This window comes from Allobosea sp. LC85 (assembly GCF_000735605.1).
Classification (GTDB): domain Bacteria; phylum Pseudomonadota; class Alphaproteobacteria; order Rhizobiales; family Beijerinckiaceae; genus Allobosea.
In genome coordinates this window covers 189927-209534 of sequence record NZ_JPKG01000019.1, presented here as the reverse complement: position 1 = coordinate 209534, position 19608 = coordinate 189927, and the positions used below count along the sequence as shown (strand labels likewise).

Genomic DNA, 19608 nt, shown 5'->3' with positions numbered 1-19608 from the left:
TGCGAAGTTTCCGCAGCCTTGTCAGCCCACTTTCTCAACTGAATTTGGGCGCCGTCCACGGCCGCGGAAAGGCGGCCGGGCGAGAGGCTCAGCTCACTGCCGCGCTGTTCTGGGCCAGCGCCCGGCCGCGGATCGGCATGGAGAGATCGTCTGCAAGCGCGCGGTTGATGGCGGGCAGGCCGTCGAGCAGGCTCGGCACGAAGGCCTGAGAGGGCGGCATGCGCTTGGGCAGGGCATGGAGTGCGGCAGCCATGATCGCCGGATCGCGCGTGCCCTGACCATCCTGAAGCGGGTCGTGCAGCATGGTGGCGAGCTTGAGGTTGTCGGCGCGTTCGGCGCGGATGCTCTGCTCCCGCCGCGGCCGTACGCGCGGAACGATCAGCGCCGGCTTGTCGAAGGAAAGGATCTCGCAAAAGGTGTTGTAGCCGCCCATGGCGACGACGCAATGAGCGCGGTTCATCAGGAGTTCGAGGCGCGGCTCGAAGCCGAGGCTTTCGAGCTTCGGGATGCGGGCGATCCGCTCGGCGAAATCCTTGCGCTTCTCGCGGGACATGAACGGGCCGAACACGATCAGGGCCGGCAGCTCGATTGTCGGGTCGGACTCGTAGGCCGAAATTACCCAATCGGTCAGGCCCATGCCGTCACCGCCGCCGCCTGGGGTGACCAGGATGAAAGGTCCCTTGGTGATCTTCGGGTGGCGGGTTGGCGGCATCGGACTTGGCACTGCGCGCTTGAGATAGCCGGTATAGCGGATCTTGTCGGCGAAGAGATGCTGGTCCGGCAGGCCCTGGAGCGGCTGATAGACGCTTTCCAGCCCATAGACGAAGATGTCGTCATAGATCGAGCCCAGGGCATCAAGCGCGCCGCTGTGCCGCCACTCCTCGAGGACCTTGCCCGGCTCGTCGAGCACGTCGCGCAGGCCGAGCACGATGCGGGCACCGCGCCGGCGCAGAATCTCGAGCGATGACAGCAGCTCGCCGCGCAGGCCCACAGGCTCCTTGTCGACGATCACAACGTCCGGATCGAAGGACAGCACTGTCTGCCTGATCAGGTCGGCGCGCAGGCGCAACGTGTCGCCGAGATCGAGGTTGAGATGATGCGGGGCATAGCCGCCGTCATCCTGTTTTTCGACGCCGGGAACGCGGACATAGTCGACGCCGTCGCCGAACTGAAAGCTCGAGATCATCGACGATCCCGAGACGATGATCACTGATATATGAGAATAGCTGGCGACCAGCGAATTGGCGATCGCGCGGCAGCGGCGAATATGGCCGAGACCGAAGGTGTCGTGGCTGTAGATCAGCACCCTCGGGGCCTGAGGGCTGCGCGGCGCGCGGTCGGCGCCGCCGATGTCGATGACGTTATACGGCATAGACGGTCCGCCCTCCGCGAAACGGCCAAACGACCTCCAGCGAGGGCGAACGCACCTAGAACTGCTCGGATTCGGATATAGCGCCACAAGCGCGTCCATCCAAGTCCGGCTTCGCCAGGTGGCGGACGCTCACCCGGCGTCGCGATTTCACTCTAGGCAATGTTCAAGCCTGAAAACAACTGCCGAAGACAGACCAACTCCACTGCGGGATGACGGGCCATTGAGCCGAGCAAGGCGTCGAGAACAGCCCAGGCGCCGTCATCATGGTCGCGGTGATGCAGCAACAGGCCAAGCGGGCTTTCCCATAGTCCCGCCTCACGTCTTCGTGCGAGCTCCGTGACGATCTCCTCGGCAATGGCCGGGGCCGGGCGACCGATGCGCCCGTTATGCCAGTCGATGATGTCGATCTGGGTATTGACGACGGAAAACCCGCTCGGCGCAGCGAATCTGAAATTTCGGAAGCAGGACAGACCGCTGAAGCCGAGCTCCGGCAAGTTTGCTGCGATATTCCTGTCGATCCGATTCCACGGGGGGACGAAGACCGGCAGCAGTGCCGGGCCGAAGAGATCAGCAAGCCGGCGTCGCGCAGCCGCGATCTCCGCGACGATGACCTCCGCTGGCCGGTAGCAACCGAACTCGGATTTCTTCTCGCCCTGTGGAGCGTGATTGCGGTGCCAGGCGCCATGCTGGCAGGGCAGGAGGAGCGGGGCGCTCCGCAAGCGCTCGCTGAGAGCAGGTTGCGCCAGGAACGGGATGACCGCGAGAAGCACCGGCGCATCGAAATCTTCGGCAAGCGCCACCAGCCTGTCGAGCTGTGGGCTTGGCGCGACTGCGTCGTCATCGCGAAGCCAGAGCCGCAGGCGCCGCCCCGCGCTGCTCCAGCGGTCGAGCTCGACGAGAAGCGGAGCCCAGATCGGGTAGCTCATGGCCCTGTCGATCCCGCGCTCGCGGCTTGACGCGCAGCGCGGGCCGCCTGCGCCAATGCGAGACCGTGCGAGATGATCTCGCTCGTCCGGTCGAGCGTCCGTTCCCGAACGACGAAGTTTCGCGCGGCGCTACCCATGTCTTCGCGCAGGTCCGTATTCTCGACGAGCCGCGCCAGCGCCGCTGCCAAAGCCGCGATGTCGCCATCCTGCACCAGGAGCGCGGTCTCTTCGTGCCGGACAGTGGCCGCGACGCCGCCGCTGTCGAAGGCGACGACCGGCAGGCCCGCAGCCTGTGCCTCGAGATAGACCAGACCATAGGCTTCGCCGATGCCGGGCCACACGAATATGTCGTGCTCCGCCAGCGCCGCGCCGACCGCAGGACGATCCAGCGCGCCGCGCCATTCGATGCGCTCGCGCGGCAGGATCGCGAAGGCCGCTTCAACCTGATCGCGCACCGGCCCGTCGCCAATGATCGTGAGCGTCCAGGCACGATCGATCAAGTGGGTGAGGCTGGCGGCAAGCGCTTGATAGCTTTCGAGCTTAACCCCGGGACGCATCATGGCCACGGTGATCAGCCGCGCTGTTGCGGCATTGGGGCGGCGCTGGGGAGCGGTGGGCTCCAAGGCGATGAAGGGTGGCAGCTCGAGGAAGTGCGTGCGGTCCGTGCAGCGGGCCTCGACGCCACCACGATCGCGCTCGGTGAAGCAGAAATGCAGATCGGCGGCGCAGAAGCCGCGCCGGGCGAGTGCGACATGCCTAGCCCATTCCCCTTCGGAGCGCCGGCCGGAATCGCTCGCCTCGGCGACGACATAGGGAATATCGAGCAGTTTCGTGATCTCCGGCCCGAGCAGGTCGGGGGCCTTGTAATAGCTGTGATAGGTGAACCAGAGCTCCGGCTGGTTGCCATTGGTCTCCCAGGCCGCCAGCAAGGCATCGCGTCGGCCGGCCGCCTCGGCGAGGCGTTGATCCAGAAGCTGCTGCTCCGAGCTGCGCATATAGGAGCGCGCATCCGCGATGGGGGCGACGCCGTGACCGAGCAGCGTCATCGCCTGGACGAGTTGATGCGCCATGCGACGGTCACCGGAAATCCTGCCGTCCTCATACGCATTGAGCGGCGTGTGAAATGCAATCCGCACAGGATGTCAGGTCCGCGAGCAGGAGGTGGCGGCGCGCTCAGCGGTAGGGATCGGCCGCATCGCGCAAGCCGTCGCCAAGGAAGTTGAAGGCCAGGATGATCAGGATCACCGGAACGACCGGATAGAGCAACCAGGGATAGAGCGCCACCACGTTGACGTTCTGCGCCTCGTTCAGCATCACGCCCCAACTGGTGATCGGCGGCCTGAGCCCAAGCCCGAGGAAGCTGAGTGCCGTCTCGCCCAGGATCGTTTTCGGCACGGTGATGGTGGCCGAGGCGATGAGATGGCTCATGAAACCCGGCACGAGATGCAGGCCGATGATGCGGGCAGGCTTGGCGCCCATCAATTGGGCCGCAACGACGTAGTCTTCCTCGCGCAGCGAGAGCAGTTTCGAGCGGACCGCGCGGGCAAGACCGGTCCAGTCCATCAGGCCGAGGATCAGCGTGATGCCGAAATAGACCAGCAGTGGGCTCCAGGACGGCGGCATGATCGAGGCCAGCGCGAGCCAGAGCGGGATATGCGGCAGGGATTGCACGATTTCGATCACGCGCTGGATGAAGAGATCGATCTTGCCGCCGTAATAGCCGGCGATTCCGCCGATGATGACGCCCAGGATGAAGCTGACACCAACCCCGAGCAGGCCGATGCTGAGCGAGATCCGGCCGCCATAGATGATGCGCGAGAGCATGTCGCGCCCGAGCCGATCGGTGCCGAGGAGAAACAGCGTGCCATCCTTGGGGGGGCAGACGAGATGGAGGTTGCCCGGCATCAGGCGCCAGAAGTCGTAGTCATCGCCGCGACAGAAGAAGCGGATCGGCTGGGGCCTGCTGCGGTCGATATCGTATTCGCGCTTCAGGTTCTCCATGTTCAGGCGTTGCGTATAGGGATAGACGAAGGGGCCGATGAAGCGCCCTTCGTGGAAGAGATGCACTTCCTGCCGCGGGGCGCGGATGAAGTCGGTATTGCGGGTTGTGTAATGATAGGGCGCCAGGAACTCGGCGACTATCACCGCCAGATACATGAGCAGGATGAAGACGCCGGAGATCACCGCCAGCCGATGCTTGCGGAACTTCCACCACATCAACTGCCATTGTGACGCGAGATAGACGCGCTCCTGCTCAGGCGTCATGCGTTCGACGGCGTAGGGTTCGAACGGCGCGGTCGAGGCGGTGTGCGGCAGTGGCGCGCCGTCTGGCGGGAGAGCGGGCTTCACTTGGTTGCCGCTCCCTGGAGGCGGATGCGCGGATCAAGGATCGCGAGCGCGATGTCTGAGATCAGCACGCCGATCACGGTCAGGAACGAGAGGAACATCAGGAAGGAGCCGGCGAGGTACATGTCCTGCGCCTGCAGGGCGCGGATCAGCAGCGGACCGGTCGTCTGCAACGAGAGCACGATGGCGACGATCTCAGCGCCGGAGACGATCGACGGCAGAATGTCGCCGATATCGGAGATGAAGAAGTTCAGCGACATGCGCAGCGGGTATTTGCGCAGCGCCTTGCCGGGCGGCAGCCCCTTGGCGCGGGCCGTGACGTAGTACTGCTTCTGGAGTTCGTCGAGCAGGTTGGCGCGCACGGCGCGGATCATGCCGGCCGTGCCGCCGGCGCCGATGATGATGACGGGTATCCAGAGATGCTCCAGCACCGAGCGGAGCTTCGCCCAGCTCATCGGCTGGTTGAGATATTGTGGATCGACGAGCCCCCCGATCGAGGTGCCGAACCAGACATTGGCGAAATACATGAAGACCAGCGCCAGCAGGAAATGCGGCACGGCAAGCCCGATCAGCCCGAGGAATGTAAGGCCGTAATCGCCCCAGCTGTACTGATGCGTGGCGGAATAGATGCCGATCGGGAAGGCGACGACCCAGGTGAAGATGATGGTGACGAAGGAGACGATCATCGTCAGCAGCAATCGGTCCCCGACGATCTCCCGCACCGGGCGCTGATATTCGAAGGAATAGCCCATGTCGCCGCGCATGAGCCCGGTGACCCAGTGGAAATAGCGCTCGATCGGCGGCTTGTCGAAGCCATACTCCGTTTTCAGGAACTCGATGCGGCTGAGGTCGGCCTTCTCGCCCTGGGCCTGCATTTCGGCAGCAAGCGTCTCGAAATAGTCGCCCTCGGGCAGGTTGATGACGGAGAAGATCAACGCGCTGGTCACCAGCAGCGTCGGCACCATCAGCAGGATGCGCTTGAGGATGTATTTCAGCAGCATCGGTCAGCTCTTCACCTGAGCATCGTCGAACCAGAAGGTGTCGGGCATGTAGCGACCGAAAAAAGCACCCGGCTCGAAGCTGTACAGGCCCTTTTCGGGCACATTGCGCAGATTGCGCGAGACCACGACCGGCTGAAGCGTGCCGTTGACCACGCCGATGGTGAAAAGCTGCTCGGCATTGATCCTCAGCATCGTGCGCCAGATCGCTCTGCGCTCCTCATGGGTCACGCTGCTGCGCCAGGCCTGGTAGAGTCTGACCAGCTCCTGCGCCTCGGGGAGCTCAGGTTCTTCGCCTTCGCGGCCCCCGCTTTCCAGGAACTGGCCCCAGCGCGGCCAGTTGAACTGCATGGACGATGTCGGGGCGAGCGCATCGGGTTCCATCTCGGCCGCAACCAGCGCGTTGTCCATACCCGCCCAGGCCGACATCACGGTCTGGCCGGCCAGGATGCGGCGACGGAAGACGTCGCGCTGGGCCGAGCGGGGATAGATCTTGATCCCGACCTCATGCAGATCCTGTTTGATCAGGTCGAGGATGTCCGTCTCTTCGGTGCTCTCTCCGGCGGTTTCCACGGTAAATTCAAGGCGCCTGCCATCGGGCAGGAGCCGCACACCGTCGGCGTCGCGCCGGCTCAGCCCGATTTCGTCGAGCAGGCGGTTGGCAAGCGCCCGGTCAGCCTGCATCCACATACTGGCGTTGCTGGCGTCATAAAGCGGGCTTTCGGGCAGCGCGGTGTTGCCGCTTTCCTTGGCAAGGCCAAAGAAGATGACCTGGTTGATGTCCTTGCGATTGATCGCGACGGAGAGGGCCCGTCGGTAACGGACATCGCGATTGAGATCACGCCAGACGGGATCGATGGCATTCAGGTTCGGCATCAGCGCGAACCAGGACCCTTCGGCCCGTTTCCAGAGCCTGACCTCGAAATTCATCCGCTTCGAGGCGTCCTTCAGGAATGTGTAGTTGTCGAAGCGGAGATAACGCGCCTGCAGGTCACTTTCGCCGGCTGCGGTCTTCGCCGGGATCAGCGAATTCGTGCCGATCGTCATCGTCACTTCGTCGACATAGGGCAGCTGCCGCCCGGCCTGGTCGACGCGGTGGAAATAGGGGTTGCGCTGGAAGGTGAACTGCTCGGCCGGAAGCGGTGTCAGATTGCGCCAGGGATCGAGCGTCGGCAGATCGGGGTTCTCGGGCCTGTACATCCGCGAGAACCGCTCGTGCAGGGAGCCCCAGTCCTTGACGCGCGTGGCCTTGACGCGGGCGTAGAGCGTGACCTTGTCGGCATAGCGCTCGTGGAACTGCTTCAGATAGCCCGACGGCATGTAGATATAGGTCGGCTGGGCGCCGGCAAGCGAGGGCAGGAAGATCGGGTTCGGCTTGCTCCAGCTGTAGCGGACCTCGGTCTCGCTCAGCACTTCGAAGTCCGGCTTCTCGCCGCCCGCGAGCAGGGCCTGGGGCGGCCCGCCCGGGGAGAGCCGCCGGTTGTTGGCGAAATCTTCCCACCAATAGCGGAAATCCTCGGTGGTGAAGGGGCTGCCGTCGGACCAGCGATGCCCCTGCCGCAGCTTGAGCGTGAAGATGCGGCCGTCCTTGACGTCGACAGCCTCCAGGATATCCGGGGCGAGTTCAAGGTTGTCGTCATAAACGAGGAGCCGGGTATAGCCGTAGAGCGTCATCATCCGAATGTCGCGCTGGTCGCCCATCAGCATGCGCATCGTGCCGCCATGCCGCCCGGGGATGCGGTCCGGGCCGGACACCTCGATCACGCGAGGCTCTTCCGGCAGGCGAAGCGCGATCACGGGCAGGGTGCCCGCCGCCACCTTCTCGGCCCAGAAGGGGCTGTCGATGAAATCCATCGGGTTCGGTTCGCGAGCGAGTGCGCCACGGGGCAGGCCCTGCGCGGCGAGGGCGCCGGCCCCGAGCAGGAGAGCGGTGCGGCGTGTGGGATGCTGCCGGCGGGATGTCATCAGACCAACTCCCTGTGGTTTGCTTCCGGACGCGCCAGGACGTAGTGGCCTTCGCCTAGGGACAGGGGCTCGAGGCTCACCCCAGGCTCCGGTCTGAAGGCTGGCGCCCAATGGCTGTAATCGGAGGCGCCGCCGGGCGCGACGAGCTTGAAATCGAGCTTGCGGTCGAGATCGGCGAAGGGGACCGAGCGCAGCAGGGCCTTCGTATAGGGGTGAGCGGGCGAGGCAAAGAGCGCGTGCCGCGGTGCGAGTTCGACGATGTGGCCATTGGCCATGACCGCGATCCGGTCTGCCATGTAATTCACCACGGCAAGATTGTGCGAAATGAACAGGAAGGTGAGGCCGCGTTCGGCCTGCAGGTCCTTGAGCAGGTTGAGGATCTGCGCCTGTACCGAGACGTCGAGCGCCGATACCGGCTCGTCGCAAACGATCAGGTCCGGATCGAGCGCGAGCGCACGCGCGATGCCGATGCGCTGGCGCTGGCCGCCGGAGAAGGAATGCGGGTAGCGGCTGAGGAAGCGCGGATCGAGCCCGACGCTCTCCATCAGGCTGCGCACGCGGGCGGTCTGCTCGGCGCCGTCCCCGCGCTCATGAATCACCAGCGGCTCGCGCAGGATGTTCATGACTGTCATGCGGGGCGACAGAGACGAGACGGGGTCCTGGAAAATCATCTGGACCCGCTGGCGGAACCGCCGCAATTCCTCGCCCTGCAGGGAGAGGACGTCCGTCGGGCCGAAACCGTCATTGAAGGTGACCACGCCGGCATCGGGCGTGATCGCGCGCATGATGATCTTGCTGACGGTGGTCTTGCCGCAGCCACTCTCGCCGACAAGGCCGAGGCATTCGCCGCGCGCGATGTCGAAACCGACATCGTCGACGGCCAGGACCGTTGTCTGGGTGCCCTTGCTGAAGAAACCGCGCGAACCGGTGGTGTAGGTCTTGCGCAGGTGGCGCACGCTCAGCAAAGGCGGCGCATTGGCAGGTCGGGAGATCACCGGGGCGGCGCGCGGCGTGGCCGGAGACTGGGCGCGCGCCTCGCGCAATGCGACCAGCCGCTCGCCTTCCTGCATGTCGAAATGCGGCGAGGCTTTCAGCAGCGCCTTCAGATAAGGGTGTCGCGGGCGCCGGAAGATATCCTCGACAGGCCCGCTTTCCATGATCTCGCCGTGGTAGATCACCACGACCTCGTCGGCCATGTTGGCAACGACGCCGAGATCATGGGTGATGAGCAGGATCGCCATGCCCATCTCGGCCTGGAGATCTCGCATCAGGTCGAGCACTTGGGCCTGGATGGTGACGTCGAGGGCGGTGGTCGGCTCATCTGCGATCAGCAGCGCGGGCTGGCAGATCAGCGCCATGGCGAGCATGGCGCGCTGACGCAGGCCGCCCGAAAGCTCGAACGGGTAGTAGCCGTAGGCGCGCACCGGGTCCTTGAAGCCGACCCGCCGGAGCATCGTCTCGATCTGCCGACGTGCCGAAGCATCATCCGTCGGGCGATGCAACTGCAGGGCTTCCTCGATCTGGTTGCCGATGGTGTGCACCGGTGAAAGCGAGGACATCGGCTCCTGGAAGATCATGCCGATGCGGCCGCCGCGCAGCGCGCGAATCTCCTCGCCTTCAGCTGTCAGTCCGGCAATATCGACCACGATGCCCTGATCGAGCGGATCGCGAAACAAGATCTCACCGCCGGTAACGGCGCCGGCCCGGGGCAGGAGCCCCATGATCGCCTGCGAGATGACCGATTTGCCGGACCCGGATTCGCCGACGAGAGCCACCGTCTTGCCCGCGGGGACACGCAGACTGACCCCCTTCACGACATCCCGGGCGAACCCGTGCACCGTGAAGCCGATCCGCAAATCGCTGATCCGCAAGATATCCATGAGCCGCTAACGCCTGAACCCCGTATTCGCTCCCGGGTCACCGGGTTCCCGGCACTAGACGTGGAAAGTAGCGTCTTGCCAATCTCTGTCTTGCGCGCGCTCATTCTGGCGGACACTGCCCGTTCCGGATGACATCCGCGCAACGCGGTCCGCGTCGGAAATCGTCATAGCTTATGCTCCACGAGCCCTTGTTGGCGGCACGGTAAGGTCCGAACTTGAAATATTGCTTCTTTCCGAGGCCGGAACCGCGATGGCCGACCGGGCCCTTGATCGTGGCGACATGCAGTCCATTCGCCACGATCTCGATATGGCCGTTGCCCTGCGGGCCGGGGCTCGAGCGAAAGACGAAGTCGATCCAACCCGCTCGAACCGGCGGCAACCCGGCGTGATGGGTCACCTGGATCGCTGGTGCGCAGGCATTGAAATAGGCGGGATAGTCGGCCCGCGTGCTGCCGGTTTGGAGCGCAACGAGTGCGCGCGTCTGCCGGGCGACACGACGGTTCAAGGCCAGGGCCTCTCCGGGGAGGCAGCCATCCGGACGTTCCGCGCCGCCGATCGGGAAGACCTCGATCATGTCGGTCTCGACCGTGACGCCAAGCCGTCCGCGAAACAGCCTGAGCGCCAGAAAGGGCGAATAGTCCCCCTCGGCTCCGGGCGTGATCTGGCGCTTCCATTGCGCCATGACATAGCGGGCGTCGTCTTGCGGCACGGGATCATCGAGACGCATGGCGAAGCCGTACCAGACCGTTTGATCATAGCTTGCGAGGACCTCGGGCTTCTCCCAGACCTCGGCCCTTTCGCTGCAGTTGCGTGCACCCTTCGCGCAGAGCGGCTTGACCGACAGGGTGAGCGCGCCTCTGCCGTCGAGGACGCTCTTCTCCTGAAATGTAACCAGTCCGGCGCGCTGCTCGGCATTGTCCTTGTAGTAGAGCCCGCCTTCGGGCGCGAAGCGCCCGGCATCGAAGCCATCTTTGAGGAGCAGCGAAGATTCGTCCTGTGCTGCGGCATATGACGGAGTTGCCAGCGCAAGCAGGGCAAGCCCCACGATCCGTCCCAATCGCCGTCCCAATCGCCGTCCGACACGTCTCAGTCGCATCTCCGTCCCTCCGCGCATTGTGATCGAAACATGCGGCCGGAGGCCAAGCAAGCCGCGGGCATGCCGCATTGCGACATTGCGCAAGTGCCGTGACTGACACACATATGGCGCGAAACACAATGAGCGGCGCACCATCCGGTACGCCAGACAGGACGTCCCTTGGAGACGAACCTCTTTCGTTACATCTGGCAGAAGAGCCGTGGCGAACAGATCGTCGTCCTGCTGATCATCCTTGCCTCGATTCCATTCTACTGGGTCTCGTTCGATGTGCCGAAGCGCATCGTCAACGATGCGATCCAGGGCGGAGCCTTCAAGGACGGCAAGACCAGCGCGACCTTGATGGACATCACGCTGCATTGGCCGGACATGCTCGGCGGCGGCAGCCTCCACCTCTTCGACGGCTTCCAGGTCGGCCAACTCGGGCTGCTCTTCGGTCTGAGCCTCTATTTCCTTGTGCTGGTGCTGATCAACGGCGTCTTCAAGTACGTCATCAACGTGCGCAAGGGCATCCTCGGTGAGCGGATGCTGAGGCGCATGCGCTATGACCTGTTCAGCCAGCTCATGCGCTTCCAGCCGGAGGACATCAGGTCCGTCAAGCCGGCCGAAGTGGCGAGCATGATCAAGGACGAGGTCGAGCCGATCGGCGGCTTCGTCGGCGATGCCTTCATCCAGCCGGTCTTCCTGCTCAGCCAGGCGTTGACGGCGCTGGTTTTCATCATGGCGCAAAGCGTCTGGCTGGGCTCGATCGCACTGATCATCGTGATCGCCCAGGCGATCATCATTCCGATTCTGCGCCGGGAGCAGTTGCGGCTTGGCCGCGAACGGCAGATCGCCTCGCGCCTGCTCGCGGGGCGGATCGGCGAGATCGTCGATGCCGGCCCGACCATCCAGGGGCACGGTGTCACCAACTATGTGCAGTCGGACATTGCCGGGCGTCTCGGCAATCTCTTCGACATCCGCTACGCGCTCTACAAACGCAAATTCGCGGTCAAGTTCCTCAACAACCTGCTGGCGCAGATCACGCCATTCTTCTTCTACGCAGTCGGAGGGTATTTTGCCCTGCAGGGCCGGCTCGATATCGGCCAGCTCGTCGCCGTCATCGCGGCCTATCGCGACCTGCCGCCGCCGATCAAGGAACTGATCGACTGGGATCAGCAGCGCAACGACGTCACCATCAAGTACGAACAGGTCATCGGCCAATTCAATCCTGACGAGATAATGGTGCTCGACGAGAAGGAGGATTGTTCGAATCTGCCCGACAAGGGCGAGATCAGGCTCGACAGTGTCCAGATGCTCGATAATCGCGGCCAGCCGCTGCTGTCGCCCTTGTCGTTTCAGGTGCCTCGCCCCGGCGTCGTTGCGCTCGTCGGGCCAGCCGGGGGCGCGCGCGACGTTCTCGGCCGCATCCTCGGCCGGCAGGTCATGTCCTATTCGGGGCGGGTTCTGATCGACAAGACCAGCCTTGCGCGGCTTTCAGTCGAGAAAGCGAGCCACCTGATCGGCTATGCCGGGCAGGAGGTCGAGATCATCAACGGCACGCTGCGCGACAATATCCTGCTGCCTCTCAGGCGCCGGCGGCCGAGCCTGAAGCCAAAGGAGCCGATCACGCCCCAAGAGCACAGGCGACTGATCGAAGCGGTTCGCTCCGGCAATACGCCCTTCTCGTTTACGGCCGACTGGACCGACTATGAAGGGGTGGGGCTCGCCGACGCCGCTGAACTCGAAGCGCATATCCAGCGGATTCTGGAGGTCCTTGGCTGTGACGAGGACGTCTACGAGCTCGGATTGGACGGCAAAGTCGTCCTGCCGCTCGACCAGTCGATCATCGACAGGATCACCGAAGCCCGCAAGGTCGTGGCAGCGGAGCTGTCCAAGAGCAAGCTCGCCGGGCTGGTCGAGACATTCGACCCCCAACGCTACAATGCCAATGCGACCATTGCGGAGAACCTGATCTTCGGAGCGCGCAAGGGGCCGCGCTTCGCCAATGATACCCTGCTGGCCGAGCCCTATGCGCGCGCCCTGATGCAGGCCGAGGCGCTGACCGAGCCGCTCGTCGAAGTAGGTGCGCGCATCGTCTCGACCGTGGTCGAGATCTTCGAGGGTCTGCCGGCCGGTCATGCCTTGTTCGAACGCTATTCCTTTGGCACGAACTTCGATTTCGAGACGCTCAAGGGCCTGGCATCCGTTCTAGCCAAGCACGATATGCGCAGCCCTCTCGATCCGGAAACGGAGCGGAACCTGATGGCGCTCGCGCTCGGCTATATCGAGCCGAAGCATCGCCTCAACTTGCTCGATGATGCCCTGCGGCGGCGGATTCTGCGCGCGCGGGCAAGCTTCAAGGCCCATCTGCCGGCCGATGCTGCCAGTTCGGTCGATTTCTATGATCCGGAGCGTGTCATGGATGGCGCCAGCATCCGCGACAATCTTCTGTTCGGGCGCATCGGCTTCGGTATCAGCGATGCCGGCCGCAAGGTTGCCGATATCATGCGAACGGCGCTTTCTCGCGCAGGTCTGGACGGGTCGCTCTATCGTGTCGGACTCAACACCGATTGCGGGCTGCGCGGCCGCTATTTGCCGGCCCGGATCCGGCTCGCGATCCCACTTGCCCAAGCCTTGATCAAGGCGCCGCAAATCGCGGTCCTCGATCCAGGCGCACTGCTTGCCACGACGAACAAGGGTGCCGAAATCATCAGCCGCTTGCGCAAGCATTGTGCCGGCATGACACTGTTTCTACTTCTTGGTGATGGTAGTCTGGCCAGGGACATTTCGCCGAGGCTCGTGTTCAACGGATCCATCGGCGTGATTGAAGACGGCGACAGCGAGGGCGAGGATGAAACGGAACATCAGACCGTTTCACCTCCGTTGCGGGTCGCCGAGGGGGTAGAGGTGCGACAATGACGCTCGAGAGCGATATCACCTGCCTGCGGAGCATCCCGCTCTTTCGCAGCCTGCCGGCGCCGCGGCTCAAGCTTGTAGCCTTGATGGGTGAGCGCCTGCACTTTGAGCCGGGGACCGTCATCATCCGGGAAGGAGAGAGGCCGGAAGGCGTCTATTTCATCCTGGAGGGAGAGGTGGAGCTGCTGCACACGGAGGGGGAACGCCCCGCCAAGCGCTTCCAGTTCGAGACAGGAAGCATCTTCGGCGACGTGCCGATGCTGAGCGAGCAGGCCTATCTCGGCGAAGCTGTCGCAAAGACCGAGGTCTGCGCTCTGCGCCTGCCGAAGGATCTGTTCTTCGAGTTGCTCGGCACCGTTCCCGATTTCAGCGTCGCGCTGTCGCGTGATCTGGCCTCGCGCCTGTACCGACTGGCCAATTACGTCCTGCATAGCGAGAAGGTCCATTGAGGACACGGGAAAGCTCATGAGTCTGCCGCACATCGGCACGAAGCGTTCGCCTGGATACGATGCCGGCATGAGCCAGGTTTCATCCTGGAGCCGGGATATCCGCCTGGTGTCAGGGTTCATCCTGCTCGCCTTCGCGACGACCCATTTCCTCAACCACGCCGTGGGTATCGCCGGCGTTGCGGCGATGGAGCATGTGCAGGAATGGCGCTATGCGATCTGGCATTCCTGGCCGGGAACCGTCGTGCTCTACGGCGCACTGATCATTCACCCGCTCTTTGCCCTGGTGCGGGTTGCGCAGCGTCGGACCTTCCGCATGCCGGTGCGCGAAATCCTGCAGATCGTGCTGGGGCTCGCCATCCCCCTGCTGCTCGTCGATCACATCGTCAGCACCCGGATCATCGGGCACTATTTCCACATCGACGAGAGCTACCACGCCGTGCTGCGACGGCTCTGGCCGGGGCACGCCTTGGCGCAGTCGCTGCTCCTGCTCCTGGTCTGGACGCATGGCATGATCGGCCTGCATTTCATCCTGCGCAGCCGGGACAGCTATGTGCGGTGGCGCGATCCATTCCTTCTGGTTGCGATCCTGATTCCGCTTCTCGCCCTGATCGGCTTCTCGGTCGCCGCGCGCGAGGCCGCGCAAATGGCCTTGCCGCCAGAGGTCCGCAGCGAAGCCCGCTCGGCCATGTCCAACTGGCACGAGATGTGGGTGAAGACAGGCTTCTTCGGGCTCGTCGGCGTCTTCGCGATCTTCGTTGCCTTCCGTGAGTTCCGGGTGCGGACGACGCGCGCCATCACGGTGCGCTTCGTCGGCCATGGCGTGCGAAAGGTCGTGCCCGGGCCGACCGTGCTGGAGCTGTTCCGGCGCTTCAATATTCCGCATGCGGCGCTTTGCGGCGGCCGGGCGCGCTGTGCCACCTGCCGCGTGCTGGTCCTCGACGGTGCGGATGACCTTCCGGCGCCGGGACCGAACGAGGCGAAGCTGCTCCGGCGGATTTCGGCGCCGCCGCGTGTACGCCTCGCCTGCCAGATCCGACCGCGCGACGACCTTCAGGTGCAGTTGCTGCTCGCATCCAAACTGGGCTCGGCGGTACGGGCCGTCGAACTGGACAGTTCCATTGCCCGCCGCGGCCTGACCGTGATGGTGGCCGATTTACGCGCCTTCTCGGCGCTGTCGGAGCGGCAGCTGCCGCATGAGCTGATCGGATTGCTCAACCGCTTCTTCGACGAGATGGCCCAGGCGATCATCGCTCATGGTGGGCGCATCGATGCTCTCTATGGCGATGGCTTCATGGCGGTGTTCGGCCTGGAAGCCACCCCGGCCAAGGCGGGGCTGGCTTCGATCGCTGCTGCTGGCGATATCGTGCGGGCGGTCGAAGCCTTGAATCGTGAGTTCAGCGCGGCCCTGCCGCTGCCGCTGCGGATCGGGATCGGCATCCACACCGGCCAGGCGGTCATCGGCGCGGTCGAGAATGACAGCCTCGGCCGGCATGAGATCACGGTCGGCGAGACGGTGGCGATCGCGAGCCAGTTCGAGGCTGCGACACGGCGTGTTCTCGCCGACATCGTCGTCTCGGAGACGACCGTTGCGGTGACCGGCCGGAGCTTTGCCGAAGCCATTCCGCTGAAGGTCATGATCAAGGGACGCGACGCGCCCATGGCGGCCTATGGTTTCGCCAGGACGCCGCGCATCGATGCTGCGGATGAGGCTGACGCTGCGGATAACGGCACGGTGGCCGCGCAAGGCGCGACGCACGATGCTGGCGAAGGGGGGCAGAGGGCTCCCGCCGAGGCACCTGTTCCCGAGAAGGCGGCAGGGCGGCGCACCAAGCGGCGTGCCGATCCGAAGCCTGAAAATCAGGACGTCTGAACGTCAGCGCGGGCCGTAGACCAGAAAGCGGCGGCGATCGTATCCGGCGCTGCGCAATGCCGGATCGTCGATGGTCATGGCCAGATCGATGAGCGGCGGAGCCGGCCGCGTCGCCGTGATCGCGCCGATCTGGCCGCAGGCGCGTTGCAGATCGAGCGCGTAGTCGATCACAAGGGTCTCGGCTGCTTCTGCGAGGGCGAGCAGTTCGGGGGCGGTTGCCGCCGCTCCCCCGAAGGGCTTGAGCGACAGGCCGAGCAGTACCAGCGCATAGGGCTTCGGCGGGGCCACCGCGATGGCCTGAAGCTTGGCAGCCCGATGCAGGACCGTGCAGGGCTTTCCGTTCAGCCTGGCTGCTTCGAAAGCCGGGATTTTCGGGTCGATCACCGTCACCGCTTGCGGGGAATGGGTGAGGAAGCCCGTGATCGGCAGACCGGCGCCGCCGATCTCCACGATGTGCGGGCAGTGCCGCACCGCATGTGCAGCGAGCACTTGTCTCAAGCAGGCGCCGGGGCCCGCGAGATGGGGCAGCAAGGTCCCCGAAGGGGCCATTGCGCCGTCATTCTCGTGACTGGCCTTTATATCCGGGCTTGCATATGGTCCGGCCGAATTCATCCCACCCCTTCGCGATACGGCATGACCAGCGACACGCCTTCGGACGCCTTCTACGACATTCTGCGCGGTGTCGCAGCCCTGACCGGAAACAGGGTCGTGGCCGATTTGGCGCGACTGATCGGCCAGGGGATGCCGCCGGAGCTCTGGATCGCCTTCAACCACAAGCAGATCGCGTCCAAACGCTGGCTGGTCGATGCGCTGGCCGAGGCTTTGCCGCGGCCCAAGGGGCCGGTCTGGGTGCTCGGGGCCTGGTATGGCGTGCTCGGCGCCCTGCTGCTGGACGACCCGCGGCTCGGCGTGGACAAGGTGGTCAGCCTCGACCGCGATCCCGCTTGCGCGGAGATCGCCGAACGCCTGAACCGCCGCCATGTCGCGGACGGACGCTTCAGCGCTGTCACCGCCGACATGATGCAGCTTGAATTCACGAGGGAGCCGGTGCGACCCGGCCTGGTGATCAACACGAGCTGCGAGCATCTTGCCGATGTCCCCGGCTGGGTCGCGTCGTTGCCGCCTGATCTGCCGGTGCTGTTGCAGTCGAACGATTACTATCGCGAGCTGGACCACAAGAGCTGCGTCGCCACTCTTGAGGCGTTCAAGGAGCAGGTTGGACTGTCCGAGATCCATTTTTCCGGAGCGCTGCCGAGCAAGAACTATACGCGCTTCATGCTGATCGGCCGGCGATGAGCGAGCCGAAGCAGCCGCGGATCGCGATTGCGATGAAGGGATATCCGCGCCTGTCGGAGACTTTTATCGCGCAGGAACTGCTGGGCCTGCAGCAGCGGGGACTGCCTTTTTCGATCTGGTCGCTGCGTCAGCCGACGGATGGCGCGCGCCATCTCATGCACAAGCAGATCACGGCGCCCGTGACCTATCTGCCGGAATATCTGCATGACGAGCCGGGGCGCGTGCTGCATGGCATCGGGCGGGCTCTGCTCCGGCCGGGATTCCTTCGGCTCCTGCCTGTGTTCCTGCGCGACCTTGTGCGGGATCCGACGCGGAACAGAGTGCGCCGCTTCGGTCAGGCCTGCGTAATGGCGCGGGAGCTTCCAGGCAGCATCGACCATCTGCATGTCCATTATCTGCACACGCCGGCCTCGGTGATCCGCTACACGGCGCTGCTGCGCGGCTTGAGCTGGTCGTTTTCGGCCCATGCCAAGGACATCTGGACGACATCGGACTGGGAGAAGCGCGAAAAGATCGGCGATGCGGCCTGGGGCGTCACCTGTACGCGTGATGGACATGCGGAGCTGACGCGGCTTGCGGATCGAGCCGACAAGGTCGCGCTGCTCTATCACGGGCTCGATCTGGCGCGGTTTCCCGCGCCTCCGGTTGCGCGGACCATGCGCGATGGCCGCGACCCCGCCGATCCGGTGCGCTTCATCACCATAGGCCGGGCAGTGGAGAAGAAGGGTTTCGACGATCTGCTGGCAGCTCTGGCGGCGCTGCCGGCAGGGTTGCACTGGCGGCTGAGCCATATCGGCGGCGGCGAAAAGCTCGCTGTGCTGAAGGCGCTGTCCGCAGAGCTCGGGCTGGCGGAGCGGGTCACCTGGGCGGGGCCGAAGGCGCAGCGGGATGTGATCGCGGCCTTGCGCGAGGCGGATCTCTTCGTATTGCCCTCGAAGCAGGCGGGCGATGGCGATCGCGATGGTCTGCCCAATGTCGTGATGGAAGCCGCCAGCCAGGCCCTGCCGATCGTCGCGACCGATTTCGCAGGCATTCCCGAGTTCGTGCGCGAAGGCGTCGAAGGTGTGCTCGTGGCGCCGGGCGATCGGGAGGCACTGGCACGGCAGTTGGCCGATCTGGCGTCATCTCCGACGCGGCGCGTCGCCCTTGGGCAGGGCGCCTTCCAGAGGCTGGCGCGGGAGTTTTCGGCTGCGGCGGGACTCGATCGGGTCCAGGCGATGCTGCTGGAAGCGGCGAACCGGCGGCGATCATGACGCGCCGCGCCCTGATTGCAGTCACCCACCTGCTCGGCAGCGGCCATCTTGTCAGGGCTACTCATCTTGCGCGTGCCCTGGGGGCAGCGGGTTTCGATACCATGCTCGTCAGCGGGGGAACTGCGCCGCGATCCGTCCCGGAAGGTCCGTTCACCTTCGCCCAGTTGCCCCCGGTCAAGGTCGAGGGCGTCGACTTTCGCAACCTGCTCGATCCGGAGGGAAGCCCGGTTTCGCAGGAGTATCGTGCCTTGCGCCGGGAGATGCTCTCCGATCTCACGGCGCAGCACCGGCCCGATGTGGTCATAACCGAGCATTTTCCGTTCGGGCGCCGACAATTGGCCGATGAATTTCTTGACATGATCGGCGCGGCGATGGCGGCCAGTCCGAAGACTCTGGTATTGTCGTCGGTGCGCGATGTCCTGGTGACGCCGCGAGCCGATCGCATCCGCGAGACTGAAGAGCGCATCGCCGGACATTTCGACGCGGTCCTCGTCCATGGCGATGCAGCCTTCCTGCCGCTGGAGAGGTCCTGGCCCGTTGCGCCAGAGCTGGCGCAAAAGCTGCGCTACACCGGTTACCTGACCGGGGCCGAGGAGCGCGCCGCTCCATTGGAACCTGGCGAGATCGTGGTGTCCGCAGGAGGTTCGGCCGTTGGCTTGCCGTTGTTCGAGCTTGCCATCGCGACCGCGATCCTGATGGGCAACCGCAGGCGCTGGCGCATCCTTGGCGGGCTGGGGATCGGCGCAGCAGAGTTTGCCGACCTGCAGCGCAGGGCTCCGGCGCATGTCCGGGTCGAGCGTGCGAGACCGGATTTCCCCGCACTGCTCGCGGGCTGTGCGCTTTCGATCAGCCAGGCCGGCTACAACACGGTGCTCGATCTGGTGCGCGCCGGACGGCCGGCGATCGTGGTGCCATTCGATGCCGGCAACGAGACCGAACAGGCGATCCGCGCCGAGGCGATGGAGCGTGCAGGCCTCGCACGTTGTCTGCGCCTGTCCGGACCTGATTCGCTGACGCCTGAGGGGTTGGCCGAAGCGGTGACGGAGATGCTGGAAGCAGGTCCGATCCCTCCGCTCACGATCGACAGGGCAGGTGCCGAAGCCTCCGTCGCCGTCATTGCGAAGCTGCTGGCCGAGCGCGGCTGAACTCTCGGCATATCTTGAAGCCTCGGCATGTCTTGAACTCTCGGCATGTCTTGAACGCCCGGCATGTCTCTTGCGACATGCCTCCTGCGTATTGCCGTTGCGGCGGTTTGCGAATTG

At 64.6% G+C, this 19608-nt stretch carries 15 protein-coding genes; 6 read left to right on the top strand and 9 right to left on the bottom strand.

Annotated elements, in window-relative coordinates; all coding sequences use genetic code 11:
- Positions 1-88: 88 nt before the first annotated feature.
- The 8 genes from FG93_RS09895 to FG93_RS09860 all read right to left on the bottom strand — a co-directional run bounded on the left by FG93_RS09895 (position 89) and on the right by FG93_RS09860 (position 10583).
- A complete protein-coding gene (locus FG93_RS09895) occupies positions 89-1372 on the bottom strand; it encodes a glycosyltransferase family protein (protein WP_052513576.1) in 1284 nt (427 codons plus the stop codon).
- Positions 1373-1524: 152 nt separating this feature from the next.
- Positions 1525-2298 (bottom strand): polysaccharide deacetylase family protein, encoded by a 774-nt coding sequence (locus FG93_RS09890; RefSeq protein WP_052513575.1) that lies wholly within the window; start codon positions 2296-2298, stop codon positions 1525-1527.
- Complete coding sequence (locus tag FG93_RS09885) at positions 2295-3368, bottom strand: glycosyltransferase family 4 protein (RefSeq protein WP_052513574.1); 1074 nt, start codon at positions 3366-3368, stop codon at positions 2295-2297. Before FG93_RS09885 ends, FG93_RS09890 begins: the two co-directional genes overlap by 4 nt.
- A 103-nt stretch (positions 3369-3471) precedes the next feature.
- The gene (locus tag FG93_RS09880; RefSeq protein WP_043233981.1) at positions 3472-4647 is read right to left on the bottom strand and encodes an ABC transporter permease; all 1176 of its coding nucleotides are present in this window, start codon (positions 4645-4647) and stop codon (positions 3472-3474) included.
- The gene (locus FG93_RS09875; protein ID WP_043234110.1) at positions 4644-5642 is read right to left on the bottom strand and encodes an ABC transporter permease; all 999 of its coding nucleotides are present in this window, start codon (positions 5640-5642) and stop codon (positions 4644-4646) included. The genes FG93_RS09880 and FG93_RS09875 overlap by 4 nt, the downstream gene beginning before the upstream one ends.
- 6 nt (positions 5643-5648) lie before the next feature.
- On the bottom strand, positions 5649-7607 hold the full coding sequence (locus FG93_RS09870) for an ABC transporter substrate-binding protein (RefSeq protein WP_043233979.1): 1959 nt from the start codon (positions 7605-7607) through the stop codon (positions 5649-5651).
- Complete coding sequence (locus FG93_RS09865; RefSeq protein ID WP_043233978.1) at positions 7607-9487, bottom strand: ABC transporter ATP-binding protein; 1881 nt, start codon at positions 9485-9487, stop codon at positions 7607-7609. Before FG93_RS09865 ends, FG93_RS09870 begins: the two co-directional genes overlap by 1 nt.
- A gap of 100 nt (positions 9488-9587) precedes the next feature.
- Positions 9588-10583 (bottom strand): polysaccharide lyase, encoded by a 996-nt coding sequence (locus FG93_RS09860; RefSeq protein WP_081881433.1) that lies wholly within the window; start codon positions 10581-10583, stop codon positions 9588-9590.
- A 159-nt stretch (positions 10584-10742) separates the two neighbouring features.
- Here FG93_RS09860 and FG93_RS09855 point away from each other — a divergent pair, with 159 nt between their 5' ends.
- From FG93_RS09855 to FG93_RS09845, 3 genes are read left to right on the top strand one after another with little or no spacing between them, the layout of a single operon-like run.
- The gene (locus FG93_RS09855; protein WP_052513572.1) at positions 10743-13481 is read left to right on the top strand and encodes an ABC transporter ATP-binding protein; all 2739 of its coding nucleotides are present in this window, start codon (positions 10743-10745) and stop codon (positions 13479-13481) included.
- Positions 13478-13927: a cyclic nucleotide-binding domain-containing protein gene (locus FG93_RS09850; protein ID WP_043233977.1), complete on the top strand. Its 450-nt coding sequence runs from the start codon at positions 13478-13480 to the stop codon at positions 13925-13927. Before FG93_RS09855 ends, FG93_RS09850 begins: the two co-directional genes overlap by 4 nt.
- 16 nt (positions 13928-13943) lie before the next feature.
- Positions 13944-15797 (top strand): adenylate/guanylate cyclase domain-containing protein, encoded by a 1854-nt coding sequence (locus tag FG93_RS09845; RefSeq protein ID WP_052513571.1) that lies wholly within the window; start codon positions 13944-13946, stop codon positions 15795-15797.
- 3 nt (positions 15798-15800) lie between these two features.
- On the opposite strand, the gene FG93_RS09840 is transcribed toward FG93_RS09845, so the two are convergent.
- The gene (locus FG93_RS09840; RefSeq protein ID WP_052513570.1) at positions 15801-16286 is read right to left on the bottom strand and encodes a hypothetical protein; all 486 of its coding nucleotides are present in this window, start codon (positions 16284-16286) and stop codon (positions 15801-15803) included.
- Between the two features lie 144 nt (positions 16287-16430).
- On the opposite strand from FG93_RS09840, the gene FG93_RS09835 reads away from it, so the two are divergent.
- From FG93_RS09835 to FG93_RS09825, 3 genes are read left to right on the top strand one after another with little or no spacing between them, the layout of a single operon-like run.
- Positions 16431-17093: a hypothetical protein gene (locus FG93_RS09835; RefSeq protein ID WP_043233975.1), complete on the top strand. Its 663-nt coding sequence runs from the start codon at positions 16431-16433 to the stop codon at positions 17091-17093.
- Positions 17090-18346 (top strand): glycosyltransferase, encoded by a 1257-nt coding sequence (locus tag FG93_RS09830; protein WP_043233973.1) that lies wholly within the window; start codon positions 17090-17092, stop codon positions 18344-18346. Before FG93_RS09835 ends, FG93_RS09830 begins: the two co-directional genes overlap by 4 nt.
- Positions 18343-19491 carry a glycosyltransferase family protein gene (locus FG93_RS09825; RefSeq protein ID WP_043233972.1) on the top strand — a complete coding sequence of 383 codons (1149 nt, stop codon included), beginning with the start codon at positions 18343-18345 and terminating at the stop codon, positions 19489-19491. Before FG93_RS09830 ends, FG93_RS09825 begins: the two co-directional genes overlap by 4 nt.
- The last annotated feature ends 117 nt before the right edge of the window (positions 19492-19608 follow it).